This window comes from Corynebacterium kalinowskii, assembly GCF_009734385.1.
Classification (GTDB): domain Bacteria; phylum Actinomycetota; class Actinomycetes; order Mycobacteriales; family Mycobacteriaceae; genus Corynebacterium; species Corynebacterium kalinowskii.
The window spans coordinates 2,312,866-2,325,587 of the sequence record NZ_CP046452.1; the positions used below are offsets into that span (position 1 = coordinate 2,312,866).

General features: G+C 58.8%; 18 protein-coding genes and 2 tRNA genes. 2 read left to right on the forward strand and 18 right to left on the reverse strand.

All coding sequences use genetic code 11. The features are described 5' to 3' along the window. Positions 1–29 precede the first annotated feature (29 nt). The 4 genes from CKALI_RS11060 to CKALI_RS11075 form a co-directional block, all read right to left on the reverse strand. Positions 30–120: transfer RNA gene (locus CKALI_RS11060), tRNA-Ser, on the reverse strand. A gap of 44 nt (positions 121–164) precedes the next feature. After that, entirely contained in the window at positions 165–347 is a 183-nt protein-coding gene (locus tag CKALI_RS11065) for a CsbD family protein (protein WP_156193403.1), read from the reverse strand. A gap of 40 nt (positions 348–387) precedes the next feature. After that, positions 388–843, reverse strand: a complete 456-nt coding sequence (tadA, locus tag CKALI_RS11070) for a tRNA adenosine(34) deaminase TadA (RefSeq protein WP_231580465.1) — start codon at positions 841–843, stop codon at positions 388–390. Further along, the gene (locus tag CKALI_RS11075) at positions 844–1,302 is read right to left on the reverse strand and encodes a tRNA adenosine deaminase-associated protein (protein WP_156193404.1); all 459 of its coding nucleotides are present in this window, start codon (positions 1,300–1,302) and stop codon (positions 844–846) included. It abuts the gene before it with no gap. A 27-nt stretch (positions 1,303–1,329) separates the two neighbouring features. Here CKALI_RS11075 and CKALI_RS11080 point away from each other — a divergent pair, with 27 nt between their 5' ends. Further along, the gene (locus tag CKALI_RS11080; protein ID WP_156193405.1) at positions 1,330–2,328 is read left to right on the forward strand and encodes a prephenate dehydrogenase; all 999 of its coding nucleotides are present in this window, start codon (positions 1,330–1,332) and stop codon (positions 2,326–2,328) included. Positions 2,329–2,375: 47 nt separating this feature from the next. Here the strand turns inward: CKALI_RS11080 and CKALI_RS11085 are convergent. After that, positions 2,376–2,448, reverse strand: a tRNA-Arg gene (locus tag CKALI_RS11085). A gap of 169 nt (positions 2,449–2,617) precedes the next feature. Here CKALI_RS11085 and CKALI_RS11090 point away from each other — a divergent pair. Beyond that, positions 2,618–3,703, forward strand: coding sequence for an HNH endonuclease signature motif containing protein (locus tag CKALI_RS11090; RefSeq protein ID WP_156193406.1), 1,086 nt, complete (start codon positions 2,618–2,620; stop codon positions 3,701–3,703). 225 nt (positions 3,704–3,928) lie between these two features. On the opposite strand, the gene CKALI_RS11095 is transcribed toward CKALI_RS11090, so the two are convergent. The 13 genes from CKALI_RS11095 to CKALI_RS11155 form a co-directional block, all read right to left on the reverse strand. Continuing rightward, positions 3,929–4,369, reverse strand: a complete 441-nt coding sequence (locus tag CKALI_RS11095; RefSeq protein ID WP_156193407.1) for a hypothetical protein — start codon at positions 4,367–4,369, stop codon at positions 3,929–3,931. Beyond that, complete coding sequence (locus CKALI_RS11100; RefSeq protein ID WP_156193408.1) at positions 4,369–4,836, reverse strand: hypothetical protein; 468 nt, start codon at positions 4,834–4,836, stop codon at positions 4,369–4,371. The genes CKALI_RS11095 and CKALI_RS11100 overlap by 1 nt, the downstream gene beginning before the upstream one ends. 17 nt (positions 4,837–4,853) lie before the next feature. Further along, positions 4,854–5,261, reverse strand: a complete 408-nt coding sequence (locus tag CKALI_RS11105) for a hypothetical protein (protein WP_156193409.1) — start codon at positions 5,259–5,261, stop codon at positions 4,854–4,856. A 183-nt stretch (positions 5,262–5,444) separates the two neighbouring features. Beyond that, positions 5,445–5,786, reverse strand: coding sequence for a hypothetical protein (locus CKALI_RS11110; RefSeq protein WP_156193410.1), 342 nt, complete (start codon positions 5,784–5,786; stop codon positions 5,445–5,447). Continuing rightward, positions 5,758–6,237 (reverse strand): hypothetical protein, encoded by a 480-nt coding sequence (locus tag CKALI_RS11115; protein ID WP_156193411.1) that lies wholly within the window; start codon positions 6,235–6,237, stop codon positions 5,758–5,760. The genes CKALI_RS11110 and CKALI_RS11115 overlap by 29 nt, the downstream gene beginning before the upstream one ends. 2 nt (positions 6,238–6,239) lie before the next feature. Continuing rightward, positions 6,240–6,482 (reverse strand): holin, encoded by a 243-nt coding sequence (locus tag CKALI_RS11120; protein ID WP_156193412.1) that lies wholly within the window; start codon positions 6,480–6,482, stop codon positions 6,240–6,242. Further along, positions 6,482–7,309 carry a peptidoglycan recognition protein family protein gene (locus CKALI_RS11125; RefSeq protein WP_156193413.1) on the reverse strand — a complete coding sequence of 276 codons (828 nt, stop codon included), beginning with the start codon at positions 7,307–7,309 and terminating at the stop codon, positions 6,482–6,484. The genes CKALI_RS11120 and CKALI_RS11125 overlap by 1 nt, the downstream gene beginning before the upstream one ends. Positions 7,310–7,371: 62 nt before the next feature. Continuing rightward, positions 7,372–7,569 carry a hypothetical protein gene (locus tag CKALI_RS11130; RefSeq protein WP_156193414.1) on the reverse strand — a complete coding sequence of 66 codons (198 nt, stop codon included), beginning with the start codon at positions 7,567–7,569 and terminating at the stop codon, positions 7,372–7,374. Between the two features lie 9 nt (positions 7,570–7,578). Further along, the gene (locus CKALI_RS11135; protein ID WP_156193415.1) at positions 7,579–9,057 is read right to left on the reverse strand and encodes a hypothetical protein; all 1,479 of its coding nucleotides are present in this window, start codon (positions 9,055–9,057) and stop codon (positions 7,579–7,581) included. 8 nt (positions 9,058–9,065) lie between these two features. After that, entirely contained in the window at positions 9,066–9,755 is a 690-nt protein-coding gene (locus CKALI_RS11140; protein WP_156193416.1) for a hypothetical protein, read from the reverse strand. Further along, positions 9,752–10,153, reverse strand: coding sequence for a phage gene 29 protein family protein (locus CKALI_RS11145; protein ID WP_156193417.1), 402 nt, complete (start codon positions 10,151–10,153; stop codon positions 9,752–9,754). Before CKALI_RS11145 ends, CKALI_RS11140 begins: the two co-directional genes overlap by 4 nt. Next, the gene (locus CKALI_RS11150) at positions 10,153–11,847 is read right to left on the reverse strand and encodes a Gp37-like protein (protein WP_156193418.1); all 1,695 of its coding nucleotides are present in this window, start codon (positions 11,845–11,847) and stop codon (positions 10,153–10,155) included. The genes CKALI_RS11145 and CKALI_RS11150 overlap by 1 nt, the downstream gene beginning before the upstream one ends. Then, entirely contained in the window at positions 11,844–12,719 is an 876-nt protein-coding gene (locus CKALI_RS11155) for a phage tail family protein (RefSeq protein WP_156193419.1), read from the reverse strand. The genes CKALI_RS11150 and CKALI_RS11155 overlap by 4 nt, the downstream gene beginning before the upstream one ends. Between the last annotated feature and the right edge of the window lie 3 nt (positions 12,720–12,722).

The window sequence follows — 12,722 nt, forward strand, 5'->3', positions numbered from 1 at the left end:
CGGACGAATCCAGGGCACCTGTTAAAAGCTGGCGGTGGCGGCGGGATTTGAACCCGCGGTTGGGGGTTACCCAACAAACGCTTTCGAGGCGTTCACCTTCGGCCGCTCGGACACGCCACCGCGAATTAGATTAGCGCTCGCCGAAGAGAGAAACCAAATCGCCTCTACTTGTCTTTTTTGAAGGCGCCGAGAATCTTGTCGCCGGTTTCCTTTACTGCGTCCTTGATTTCAGCCTTGGCTTGGTCAGCGCGACCCTCGTTGGCCAGGGACTCGTTGTTGGTGGCTTCGCCAGCTGCTTCTTTTGCCTTGCCGGATACTTCATCGAACTTGTTCTTGAAATCGGACATTGCTGTTCCTCCTGAAGTGGTGCGGGTTGGAAGCCCGAGCCTACCTATGTTTGCGGAAGAAGGTACTGAGCAAAGCGCTGCATTCTTCTTCCAGTACGCCGCCGCGCACCTCAATTTGGTGGAGCTCACCAGGCGCGCGCAGCACCTCAATATGGGAGCCGCAGGCACCTGTCTTTGGCTCCCAGGCACCGAATATAACGCGGCCGACCCGGGCGCCAAGGATTGCGCCCGCACACATCGCGCAGGGCTCGAGGGTGACGGCCAGGGTACAGCCGGTCAGTCGCCAGCCGTCGCCGTGCACCTTGACAGCCTCCCGGATCGCGAGGACTTCGGCGTGGGCGGTTGGATCGAGGTCGGTTTCCCGCCGGTTGGTGGCCGAGGCGAGTTCGCGGCCGGTGGCGTCGAAAAGCACGGCTCCGACGGGGACATCGGCTTCCGGGGTGCTTCGCGCGACCTCGATGGCGCGGCGCATCATGGCTTCGAAAGCGGGGAACATTTAGTAGATGTCGGAGAGCTCGTCGCCGAAGCCGAGCTCGTCGGCGATCTGCTGGAGCTGCTCGGACGCCCAGGCTTCGGTGTTGTCGGTGATCACGGAGAGGACTTGTTCGGCGAGGCCCAAATCTTCGAGGACATCGAAGTCGCCCTCTGCGTATGGCTCGCCGTCTTCTGCTTCTGCGCCGATCAGGTCGAGGGCGGATTCGGCGTAGTCATCGTCGATGGCGGCGGTGGCGTCGGAAAGCAGCAGCTTCACGCGGCCCGGGGTTGGGCGCACGATGAGAAAGTAATCGTCGTCCACGCAGATCATGGCAAATGCGGGCCCTTCGGCGCGCAACGCACGAACCGCTTTGACAGCGTCCTCGACGTCGTGGAAATCGTCGTCGTACTCAGCGACTTTCCACACGCCATTCACGGCCGTCACTGCGACCGAGAAGCTGAGGTCCTCATTCGTGCTCATGAAACATAATTGTGCCACACTTGCAGGGTGACTATCGCCAAGATTTCCCGACCCGTCTGCATCCTCGGCCTCGGCCTCATCGGAGGCTCCCTCCTCCGTGACCTCGCCGCGCAAGGCGTCGACGTCTTCGGCTTCAACCGCAGCCCCTCCGGCGCCACCGCGGCCACCTCCGAAGGCTTCTCCGTGTCCACCAACCTGATCGAGGTACTGCAGCGCGCCGAATCCGCCGGTGCCCTCATCGTCCTCGCCACCCCAATGCCCGCCATTGGCTCGCTTCTCGACGCCATCGACGAGCACGCCCCTACCTGTGGCATTACCGACGTAGTCTCCGTCAAAGCCGAGGTCTACGGATTAGTGTGCGACCACGGTATGCAAGACCGCTACGTCGGCGGCCACCCCATGGCTGGCACCGCCGACTCCGGCTGGTCCGCCTCCCTGGAAGGGCTATTCGAGGGTGCCGCCTGGGTTGTCACCTTCGACCACGCTTACAACTCCCCATCCGACTCCTGGGTCGCGCTATGGATCGATGTCGTACGGATGGCACTGTCTGTCGGTGCCGAAGTGATCCCCACCCGAGTTGCGCAACACGACGAGGCCGTCGCCCGCATCTCCCACCTGCCGCACATCTTTGCAGAGGCCCTCGCGATCACCGGCGATAACGGTGGTGCCTTGGCACTTTCGCTGGCCGCGGGCTCTTTCCGCGACTCCACCCGCGTCGCCGGTTCTCACCCCTCCCTCGTCCAAGCCATGTGCGAAAACAACCGCGAAGCCCTGCTCGTAGCCCTCGATGAAGCTCTTACTCTCCTCCATGATGCGCGCGCAGCCCTCGCCTCCCCAGAGAACGACCTCAGCCTGCTCATTGACACCGGCTACCGCTCCCGCATCCGCTTCGAAGCACGCACCGGCGTCTCTGGCATATCCGGTGTTTCCGGGCGCCCCGTCCTTCGCCTCCACCCCGGCGCCGAGAACTGGATCTCCCAGCTCGAACAAGCCGAAAACCTCGGCGCCCGCATCGACGTGTTCTAGATCCGGGCATGCAAAAAGGCCCCAGGATTTACCTGGGGCCTTGCTTGTGCGCCCGGAGGGACTCGAACCCCCAACCTTCTGATCCGTAGTCAGATGCTCTATCCGTTGAGCTACGGGCGCGCACTTTGTCGCTCGCTTGCGCTGTGCAACGAAGCATTACTCTACACACGAAGGTTACGCAAAAACAAACTGGCAGGTCATCGTCATAATTGTGGATAAGTCTAGTTATCCACAGGCACTGGATTCTCGACCTAGACAACTATGAATAATGCATGTTTCCATCTGAGCCATGTCACGCATCGACCAATTCGCTAGCGCCGAAGCCCGCGCCATGGACCTCCTCGCTGAGGCCGCCGGGCTCACGGCCTTCGCTTTGGTCAAACGTGGAATCTCTTTGGGCTCAGCACGGCGCATCGCACGCCTATCCAGCGTCTATTTCGACCCTCAGACCCCGTTCTCCCGCCACCGTGCCCGTTGCCGAAGCATCGGGGCCCATCTTGCGCTCCCCGATCTAGAGACCATCGAAGGGTTCGCGTCCAAAGCGAAAACCCTGGGCGGGCACAAGGCCGCCTGGGAGTTGCGCGAGTATTTATGCACTTTGTCCGGGGCAAAAGAAATTCGACGAGAAGGCGCAGCAAAGATCGCCGAGTTGGAATCAGCCTCAGACAAGTCGTTAGCACCGAAGGCAGGAGCTCGGTTCTCTCGCCACGGCGATATGACCAGGCTGACGCTCACCCTGGATGAGCACACAATGGCCGAGGCACAAGCAGTCTCGATTTCTCATGCCAAGCAGCGCAGCGGCGAAGATTTCTCTAAGCAGCAGTTCGCTGAGGCGATCGCAAACCTCATCACTGGCGCAGACGACGCCCAGCGCGTAGAAACGCGCCGAATGATTTATGCAGTGGTACCACTCCCCGAGCTTGCGCGAATCTATCGGAGCGAAGGCGACGACCTGGTGGTGCACATGACCGATGGGACGTCGATGAGCGGGCGCGAGTTCCTGGAAGCCGAGTTTGAGGCAGAAGGATTGGCCGCACTCATCGACCGCGAGGAAGGACCCGTTGACCTGTACCGCACTTCCCGGTTCGCAAGCATCAAACAGCGACTGTTGCTGCATGCAAAATCAACGACATGCATTTGGCCGGGCTGCAACAAGGGCGCCGAGCACTGTCAAGCGCACCATATCGTGCCCTGGGCCCGCGGCGGACCGACCAATATCAACAATATGGCGCATTTATGCAAGTACCATAATGGGATCAACGACGACGACCCCACCAAACCCACCGGAAGAGGTGTGATCTTATCCAGGGACGGGACCATAGGATGGTACAGCCCGCGAACTGGAACCTTTATCAAAGTCTATTCACCTCGATAAAGCACAACACCCGTGTTGAACAGTGTCAACACGGGAATTTGGTGCGCCCGGAGGGACTCGAACCCCCAACCTTCTGATCCGTAGTCAGATTGGAATAGCCCTCTACCTCTCTGTTTAGCGGTGATGTTCCTTCAGTGTTCCGTGCTGGTTTTGTTAGTTCGGAACACTGGCCCGCCATCCCCGGAGACTTGGGCCAGAGCAACACACGTGGCTAATCGAACTGCTTTAATGCGTGATCAAGAATGCCGAGAATGGGGTTGTCCTAATGTTGCGCTCCAACTCAAATGGGATCGGAGTAGGTTCAGCTTCAATCTGCTTAGCCGCCTGATCAAGATGCGCCATCGCAACATTAAGCGTCCGTGGGATTGCAGACTGAACGACGAACTCCTCGAACTGGGAGGAATCAAACTCTGAAATATCGCTGAGCAATGAAAAATATCCGCCGATCGTAACTGCGATCTCATCATGGAAAGAATCGCGAGTAAGCGTGATAATTACCTGAAACTTATCCACACCTACGTCGACATTAACCTGTGCGTCGATGTCCCACCCTGAATGACCTTCATCATCGGATAATCTGCGGTCGAGGTCTTTCCTGACCGCCATGATGCGCCCTACCCTGAATTGCACATTCTTCATCTGCTCTTCAAGTGCAGAAAATTGCATTATGCGGCCCTCTCAGTGATCCGAAAAGTATTAGTGCTAGGAGTATTCCTAAAACGTTGACGGACCTTCTTCTCTAAAAGCAGACCCATATCTTGCTTAATCCTGGGTTCCGTAGAACGGTTGATGCCGAAATCCGAAGGAGGAACTCCATTCGTCCCTCCTGCCACATGCCATTGATTGGATTGAATGATCACATTGTGCTCGATCTTTGCCCGCACTCCCAAGGCATACAGTCGCACAAATGCTAGCGAGAAGTCGAGCGGATCAACTTCAAAAGTCTCGATGCTTTCTTCATCCATTCCCACAGTCTTTGCGAATTCGCTTAGAGAAGGAAAAAGTCGCTTACGCTCAGATATGAGCTGCTCAAGCATAACTGTGTCGATGTTGAGTTGATCCAGAGCGAGCATTGCTTGCTCAGATTCGATATCAACATTCAATGCATTTGCCAGCGATTCGTAGATGCTCATCCTGTTTCTCCATTCACTCAATCGCGAGATAAATGCAACTGAAATTGATTGTATGCGTCCAACGCATCATTCGTTTGGCCTTCTGGGTCGTCGGCAAACTTGAGTTTCAAAGTTAACGCCAGCAACCTTCCCGGTGTATCTGCAGGCTCCGTGAAATATAGACGTAGCCACTTCTTCTTCACATTGCAGTCCGGAGGAAGATTCCGGTACTTAATTTCAAGAATATCCCGGCAACTCACCATGCAGTCGACATCGAACCGATGGGTCCTTCCGAACGAAAGCTCGCCTCGTGCAGCTTGATCCATCTTCAACCGCATCCGCTGCAACAGAGTAATCGCGGACAACGAGCCAGCCTCTTCGATCAAAACTCGATTGCTGAAACTCGTCGCTTCCACCCACTCGAAAGGCGGAGTCTCCTGGTTCACACGTAATTCGCCCTTTTCGATGTAATGACTGCGACAAGAGCGAGCCCCTGGGGGATCCACTCGATGAGCCCGCACATCCGCCACAAGCACTCCTCGATGGTATCTATTATGCATTTGACGGATTGAAGTTTACCCGCTGGCACTCTAAACAATGAGACTCATACTAAGTGATGGGGTCAAGATTTAGAGGTCAGCTTCGATCTCAGTCGGGGTGGGCAAGGCAGCCAGCGGATAGTGCCGACGCCAATCACGAATGTGCCCGAGCGCCGCATGGTACTTTTTCTCGAAGTCGTCCAGACGAGCGTCACGCTCCGCGAAGCCCGCCTCCATCTGTGATTTCAGCTTGGCGATCTCCCCGGTAAACGTGTCCAGCAAGACCTGGGCGCGGGTGTCATTGTCATTCTGCTTCGTCTGCTCTTTGGCGCCGTGGGTGAATACCCGATTAGCGGCCAAGGACGCGATCATGATGAAGAAGATCGAGAGTGCGCCCCATGCGTTATCGGGCAGAGTGGTAGGAAAGACCATCCGCGTCTCCCTTCAAAATCAGCTCCGAGCGGCTGCCCCTCCACACCGTCCATGCCACCAGGAATGGTGTCGCGCAGTAGAAAATGGACAGAGCGACACCTCGGTCGAGATGACCGAATGTCCACCCGAGGAAATAGCTGGTGCCCCAGAGCAGCATCATTGCCGACCACACAGTAAAGACGACATTCCGGGTGCGGGAGCATGGGATACAGGCGGCAATGAGTCCACACACCCCCACCGCGAGCCATGTGCCAGCCCAAAACTTTTGATCGGTGATGTGCTCGATCGGGTGAATCTGCGCGTCATAGCCGCCGAAAACGCCGAAATAGGACAGGCCGAGGAACGTCGATAAGACGGAAGCGAAGAGCAGGGCAGGGCCATCTCCCATCGCCCACGCCCGCAAGCGGTAGGCCCCTGGACGCACACGGTGCGGCAGGTGATCGATGGGCATGGTTACCGCTCCGCCGCGGCGTGACGGCCCGTGGACACCAGGGACGCGGTCTCGGGCTCTGCGACGCCAGCGGAGGCGATGGACCCGAGGATCGACGCGACGGTCGCTGTCGCTGCGACGCCTAAGCCTTGCTGCCAGTCCAGCTCCCAGATCGTCTGATCCACGACTAGCCACGCGAGGAGGGTCTGCGCGAGGGTCTTGATGGCACGCTCTGCGAGATCTAGCCAGAATTGGGTGCTACGCATCACTTCACCTTCTCCCCGACTGCCCGCGCTGCTGCGCGGTCAGCGTCGGTGCCCCAAATCTGCAGGCCGACCATATCCGTCAGGGTCAGACCGTCGTACCCCTTGGCACGGACATTTCGGAGGATCACTTCCGCCGTCCAGCCGGGGTGCTCGCCGAGATGGCCAGACCCCTTGAGCTGCGCACCTACCTCCGCGGCGAGAGCTTCCGCCCCCTGCGCTGCGTGCTTAGTGTCGTCGATAGCGGCTTCATGGACTCGGTTAAACGGAACAGTCATGTCAGGGCCTTTCTGCGCTGGCGTTGGGTTGAGTTTTGCGAGGACGCGATCGCGGAGCACGTCCCACGGGAAATTCGGGCCGGGGTCGGTGTGGTCCGTGCCGCCCCAGACGCGGGTGTCGTCGTGCCCGTACAGGCCTTTGCGGCCTTGTAGGAGGTGCGGAGCGTCGAGGATATCGACCGGGATACCGTAGGTTTTGCACCACTCGGCGACGCGGTTGACCATCGTGTCCCACATCTTTGTGTGGCGTGTGGATAGCCACTCGGCGCGGGACCATGCTGCCTGCGCGACGCAGGAGAAGTGCAGGAGAACGTCGTTGCCGAGGTTGCCTGTGGACCAGGTCGTCCAGTCGTCGGTGTTGGCTAGGACTTCGGTGCCGTAATCGTCGCCGAGTCGGTGGTAGGAGCCTGTGCGTGAGCTGGCTTGCCAGGCTGCCACGTCTTCGGCTTTAGCTCCCATGCTTGATTCCGTGGTGTGAATGCAGATACCTCGGATTGCTTGGACGCGGGGGCCGCCGAAAGTGAAGCGTTGTGACATGTCGATAAGGGTCATGTGCGTTGTCCTTTCATGCGAAAAGCCCCCACCGAGCGGTGAGGGCTTGGGTTAGTGGATGGCTAGGACTGTGAGGCTTGAGCTATGGCTGCCTCAAGCTGCCGCTTGATCCCGGCGATTCCGCCAGCGGTGAATGCGTCCCAATCCCGGGCAGTGATCGTGATGGGTCGGACATCCATCTGGGTGAGGTTTTCGCCATCGTCGATGACAGCATTGGGGGCGATGGTGATCGAGATGATGCGTACAGCGTGTTCTTCCATGTGGTCTCCTTAGTTTGCAATTCTCAGGGTGCGATAGCCTGTGCCGGCTGAATCTGCTGGGCCCACCAGCACGCGGGAAAAGGTCACTGAGCCAGACCGATTGACCAAGACAGACAGGCCTATCTGGTTCACATCTGGGTCATCGATAGTGAGTGCTGGTGTCGACGCGACTGCCCCACGACGGGTTATATTGATCTCGGTCCTAGTGCCTTGTGCGGTCCCAAATGCCCAGGCTTCGTTGGTCAGCTGGCGAATCATGCCGCCGATAACAGTGCTCGCACCATTTTTAGACCCGAACATGAGCTGTCCAAGTGGCTGCCCCGCTGCCGGTGCGGTGCCAGCGCCGGACGTTCCCCCGGCCTTGCCAAGGAAGATTTGCGCGGTGCCGGTGCCGTAAGCGGTTCCCGAAACAGCTGTAAGGTTTCCGTTCGACGATTCTGCCGTGTAGGGATTCTGCTGCAGCATCGAGACAATCGGCTGGCACTGCTCGATGCGCAGCTTATCTGGGTTGAAAATCAGCGCAGCAGTTCCGTTTTCGATCTTCCACATCAGTCGCTTTTGAGTGCCTGATGCGTGAGAGCCAATGCGGAAGTGCGGGCCGTCTGAATGCTTTTCACCCACGGCTTCGATGTAGAGGAATTGTCTGTTAATTCCAGCACCCACATCTGGACCGAGATGCACCTGGACGCCAGCGACAGCTGCGCCACCATCGGTGCCGATCCTCGTGTTTGCGACCACCTCAAAGTAGGGCATGACGTCCGGGTTCGTACCGGTCAGCACAAACCGTTGGCCGGCGTTACCGTCTCCCTCATGGATTCGCAGGTGCTGACCGACCGTGAACGCCGCTGCTCCGTTGATCTGACCCGAGCCGAATTCCTGAGGTGCGGTGTATTGCCGCGTAGCGGATCCGCCATACAGCAGATCAAGTGCTGCACGGGTCACCGAATCAGCCTGTGATACGAATACTGCAGTTTGGCCATCTGCCGGTGTGCCAGGCCCCATGCCGCTCATCGACTCCAGCGCATCAATGCGCACATCAGCCGAAGCGACGTTAACCGCATTCGCCGTAATCCTCTTGTCAAGGGGAGCCACGATTTTATTAACCTGCTCAAGGGTCTTAGCGCCGTCAAGCTTCAAGGCGGTGGACAAATCAGTTATGAGCTTGTCAATGGCCGAAATCACCCCAGCGTCCCAGGTATATGTCGACTGCATCAAGTCAACCAGTCGCACCGACGGGAGATTAGGCACCGTCACTACCACCGGGCGAGAATTAACGATGTTGCGACAGTAAAATTCAATTGCAAGAATTCCTGGCTGTGCATTAGGAATTGTCGCCTTGCCGTTGACCAATCTAACGATCTGCGGCGCGGTGGATACTACTGCCCCGTTATCAAGAGTCGGCCGGAATACCGGAGAGTAAATCTTGACGTAGTCGTCTTCATGGGATTGCATCCCAAAGTCCAAGACACTGATTTCAATACTGGTCATGACTTTCCTTACTGCACGAACGTGCACGTGGCGCTGACAGCGCCTTGAGCATTGACAAAATTCACTGCGCCATCCGGCAGCAGCTCTACGCGGGACGCCGCCGAGGCGGCACCCACCACGATTGGAAAGACGAGCTTCACAGAGGGACGCACCTGCTCTGGGAGAATGAACCCGGAAGTTGCCGCATCGATCGCAACCGTGACCACCCCTGCATTTCGGATTGCGGTCCAGCCAGTCCCCGACGCCACCACGCGTTGCAGCGCATCCTGCTTCTTGGTCAGCCCCTCTTCGACAGCAGCAATTCGATCCTCGAACCCGGAGTACGTCAGCGCCTGCTGTTCCTGGCGAGCTTGCTCCTGTGCGGTGAGCTGGTCTGCCAGTTCCTGCTCGCGACCACCCCCGTCACCACCAAACAGCCATCCGAATACATCTCTGACGACGTTGACCAAGGTACTGATCGGGTGGGTTATCGCATGGACAACTACCTTGATCAGGCCAACAACTGCGTCCCAAATCATCTGCGGAACCGTTTTCATCCCAGATGTTCGAAGCGCCTCCTCGGCCTGCTGCCGTGCGACGTCCTTGACCCCCTGCTGTGTGTACGGCTGGAGAGTCGTCACGGATGCGCCAGTCACCACATCCCGCTGGCCAGTCAGACTCAGGGGCTGGTCGGTGTTTTCGATGAATGGATGCGTCATTGCTCCTTCACCTCCACAGTGGCGTGCTTGCTATCTGGGGTCGGAACCTCAAACTCCGCGCGCAACTGCGCGTAGAGCGCTTGGCGCTCGACCATGGATAGCTGGGAGGTGTCCGGAGCCAGGCCGCGGGGCTCGACGGCCTCATCGATGGGTGCCCACCGGCCGCCGGCACCGGTCAGCCAGTCGGCATCAGCGCCCGGTGGCACATACTTGATGGTTTGCAGCTCCGGAACGTGCCTGAATCCGCAGTCCCACAGGCGCTTTGCCCACTTGCGCATCACCTCCACAGGCAAGGCCAAAGGTGCGGTATCCCCGACGCCGGGAAGTGCGACCAGGGCCCAGAGGGCCGCTTCCTCCGGATCCGATGAATTGCAATGGTGCTGGAGTGGAATTGGCATTACTGAACTCCTAGGTCATGGAGAGCAGAAGCGCCCTCCTTCACATGTGAAATGACGGTTTCTAGCGGGGAGTGCTGCGAGGCGAGGTCACCGCAGGTGATCTTCCAGCCGCGGGAATCTCGGGCGAAAGCGTAGGTCAACTCGGAGACCTGCTCGACGACGATCAAGTCGTCTGGCAGCCCCTGGATCGTTGAGCCGATCCGGTCACCGAGGAAGAAGTGCCCCTGCCCTTCGTCCCCCACGAACCACGGCGCGCCGTCGCGCACCGAGATCTGGTGAGAAACGCGCTCTCGCGTGTCCCAATAGCCTTTCCGCAGCGCCACCAGCGACGCCAACGTGTAGGCCCGATCGGCTCCCTCCACGAAATACTCGAGGTAGTGATCCCACCCGAGCGCGCGATCATTGACCCCGTACTCGTTCTCCGACGCGCGGATACTGGACTTCACCGCCACCCACGCCAAAATCGTGTCCTCATAGAAAGGCTTGAGGAAAGTGTCAGCGATGACACCCATCGTCGGCGCACCGATCAACATGCCCACGTAATTACCAATCAGCGTGATGATCGACGAGATCGCCTCATTGACTCCCGGCGCGCTGTGTCCGCCGGAGACGAATTGGACGTCGGTTGCTGGTTGGTGTTTGTAGTTTGCTGATTCGACGCCGGTGAGTCGTCCGTCTCGGTAGAGGACGTAGGGGGCGCGGGGTTTGGTGCCTAGCCATTCTTTGAGGTCGGAGTAGGCGGATTCGTGGTTGGGGTTTTCGATGACTGTTTGTTGGGTGTCGATGTTGTTGCCGGCTAGTGACTGGATGGAGCGGATGAATCCGGTTTTTATGTTGCCGAACAGCGACGTGCCCTCGGGGTCCCAGAAGCTGGACTTGTCGACGATGTCCACGATCAGGCAGCCGTTGCGCACCATTGCGCCAGGCCATGGGAGCGGGTCGCCCTCGAGCCATCGGCGGCATTCGACGGAGAGCTGATACTCGGAGAGTTTGGGGGCTGCCATGTCGTGCCAGTACTTCATCCGCGAGTTCAGGATCGTGAATGGTGTTGAGTCCCCTGCTATGGATCCCGGTGCGACCTGGATGGGCCATTGGTAGGGGTTGAAGGTGTCGGACCAGGATTCTGGGTGGAGTGGGTCGTCGGGCAAGGCCCAGAGGCTGCCTTGCATGCGCCAGAGGTTGAGCATGAGCGCGGTCTTGAGGGCCCACCGTGCAGGGCCCAGGAGGATAAACGTGCGAGGGAATTGCACGGCCGCGGGTGTGAGCGGGTTCGGCCACACCAACAAATGCTTCAATTTCTCGTAGTCGTGGAGGAAATGGATGTCGACGTAGCGCTCCCCTGACTCGGTTTTGATGAGCTCGGGGTATTGCATGCAGCCGCCCCAGCGGGCGCCGTCTTTGTCGACAGTGATGTAGACGTTTTTGGTTTCTCGTTTGCGGTAGTCGAGGACCCACTTTGCGAGCCAGTCATCGACGGGGAGCCGCAGGCGGCCGGCACCGGTGTCGTTGAGCTTCCATTGGAATTCGCCTTCCAGAGCATTGGCGGCCTGGCCGACGTAGTGCCAGTTGCCATCCCACAAGCGGATGACGGGAGGTTTCCGGCGAGCATCAATGCGGGCTTGTCGACGCCTATCCCCATCGGCCCAGATCTCGTCGAGGCGTACTGCTACCTCATCGATGACTGGTGCGGTCATTGGACTCTACCTCCCCAAGGTCGTTGCCATTGCTGCACCATGCGCACTTGGCAGGCCCCGGGCTGGTCGCCCGTGTAGCCAATGTCAAGTGCAGTCGGTGGCGTGTGCGGCGGTATCGGATAAAGGAATTCGACGCCGTTGAAGCGACCTGCGACGTTGGAGCCGTCGGCCGCGACGTAGGACTCATGGAGCGGGTGCGTGTCGATCGTGAGGTCCTGCCCCGAGCTCAGCGGCGGGGTGTGGATGTACCTGTAACGATCGGCCTCACCGGTCAGGTCGTTGTCTGGCAGTGTCCACTTGCCCGGCGCGGTGACGACCCATTGCAGCCACATCGCGGTGTCGGTGGGGTTTTCCACGATGATCTGCTTCGTACCAGTGGAGTCGAACGCCAGGTTCCGGGTGATGGTGTCGCCCTGCCAGAAAGGGTTCTTGGCTCGTAGGGTGAGCAGCATCTTGGACCACTGCAGCAGGCGCGGATCCTTCTTGCTCGTGGTCCTGGTCTTTTCGAGCTTCTGGACGAAGAGCGACCGTTGCTCGCCGTCCGAGTTGAAGACGATCTCGGACTGTTTCTCCGGAGAAAACGATGCGTAGAACATCGCCTCGATGTACTCCCAGGATTGCTCCTCGGGGAAGATATCGAAGCCCAGGACGAGGTCGATGGGGTCGACTGTGTAGCCGAGGAAGCTAGCACCGTCTTGGAAAGCGCCGGACTGCCAGATGCCCTTGAACGGGGCTTCGTCATGCAGCCCGTCCGGATCCTCCGCCAGCTCGACACCCTCACGCCCACATTCAGGACCCGACACATGCCAGGTTGCTCCGTTGACTCCCTTAATGATGATCTGGGCGGAATGATCCCAAGACGGCCTTTTCATCGC

What these genes read in the sequence shown, in the direction of transcription:
- CKALI_RS11065 (WP_156193403.1), bottom strand. Translation starts at nt 347, where the DNA reads ATGTCCGATTTCAAGAACAAGTTCGATGAAGTATCCGGCAAGGCAAAA.
- tadA (WP_231580465.1), bottom strand. Translation starts at nt 843, where the DNA reads ATGTTCCCCGCTTTCGAAGCCATGATGCGCCGCGCCATCGAGGTCGCG.
- CKALI_RS11075 (WP_156193404.1), bottom strand. Translation starts at nt 1,302, where the DNA reads ATGAGCACGAATGAGGACCTCAGCTTCTCGGTCGCAGTGACGGCCGTG.
- CKALI_RS11090 (WP_156193406.1), top strand. Translation starts at nt 2,618, where the DNA reads ATGTCACGCATCGACCAATTCGCTAGCGCCGAAGCCCGCGCCATGGAC.
- CKALI_RS11095 (WP_156193407.1), bottom strand. Translation starts at nt 4,369, where the DNA reads ATGCAATTTTCTGCACTTGAAGAGCAGATGAAGAATGTGCAATTCAGG.
- CKALI_RS11100 (WP_156193408.1), bottom strand. Translation starts at nt 4,836, where the DNA reads ATGAGCATCTACGAATCGCTGGCAAATGCATTGAATGTTGATATCGAA.
- CKALI_RS11110 (WP_156193410.1), bottom strand. Translation starts at nt 5,786, where the DNA reads ATGGTCTTTCCTACCACTCTGCCCGATAACGCATGGGGCGCACTCTCG.
- CKALI_RS11115 (WP_156193411.1), bottom strand. Translation starts at nt 6,237, where the DNA reads ATGCCCATCGATCACCTGCCGCACCGTGTGCGTCCAGGGGCCTACCGC.
- CKALI_RS11120 (WP_156193412.1), bottom strand. Translation starts at nt 6,482, where the DNA reads ATGCGTAGCACCCAATTCTGGCTAGATCTCGCAGAGCGTGCCATCAAG.
- CKALI_RS11125 (WP_156193413.1), bottom strand. Translation starts at nt 7,309, where the DNA reads ATGACCCTTATCGACATGTCACAACGCTTCACTTTCGGCGGCCCCCGC.
- CKALI_RS11130 (WP_156193414.1), bottom strand. Translation starts at nt 7,569, where the DNA reads ATGGAAGAACACGCTGTACGCATCATCTCGATCACCATCGCCCCCAAT.
- CKALI_RS11135 (WP_156193415.1), bottom strand. Translation starts at nt 9,057, where the DNA reads ATGACCAGTATTGAAATCAGTGTCTTGGACTTTGGGATGCAATCCCAT.
- CKALI_RS11140 (WP_156193416.1), bottom strand. Translation starts at nt 9,755, where the DNA reads ATGACGCATCCATTCATCGAAAACACCGACCAGCCCCTGAGTCTGACT.
- CKALI_RS11145 (WP_156193417.1), bottom strand. Translation starts at nt 10,153, where the DNA reads ATGCCAATTCCACTCCAGCACCATTGCAATTCATCGGATCCGGAGGAA.
- CKALI_RS11150 (WP_156193418.1), bottom strand. Translation starts at nt 11,847, where the DNA reads ATGACCGCACCAGTCATCGATGAGGTAGCAGTACGCCTCGACGAGATC.
- CKALI_RS11155 (WP_156193419.1), bottom strand. Translation starts at nt 12,719, where the DNA reads ATGAAAAGGCCGTCTTGGGATCATTCCGCCCAGATCATCATTAAGGGA.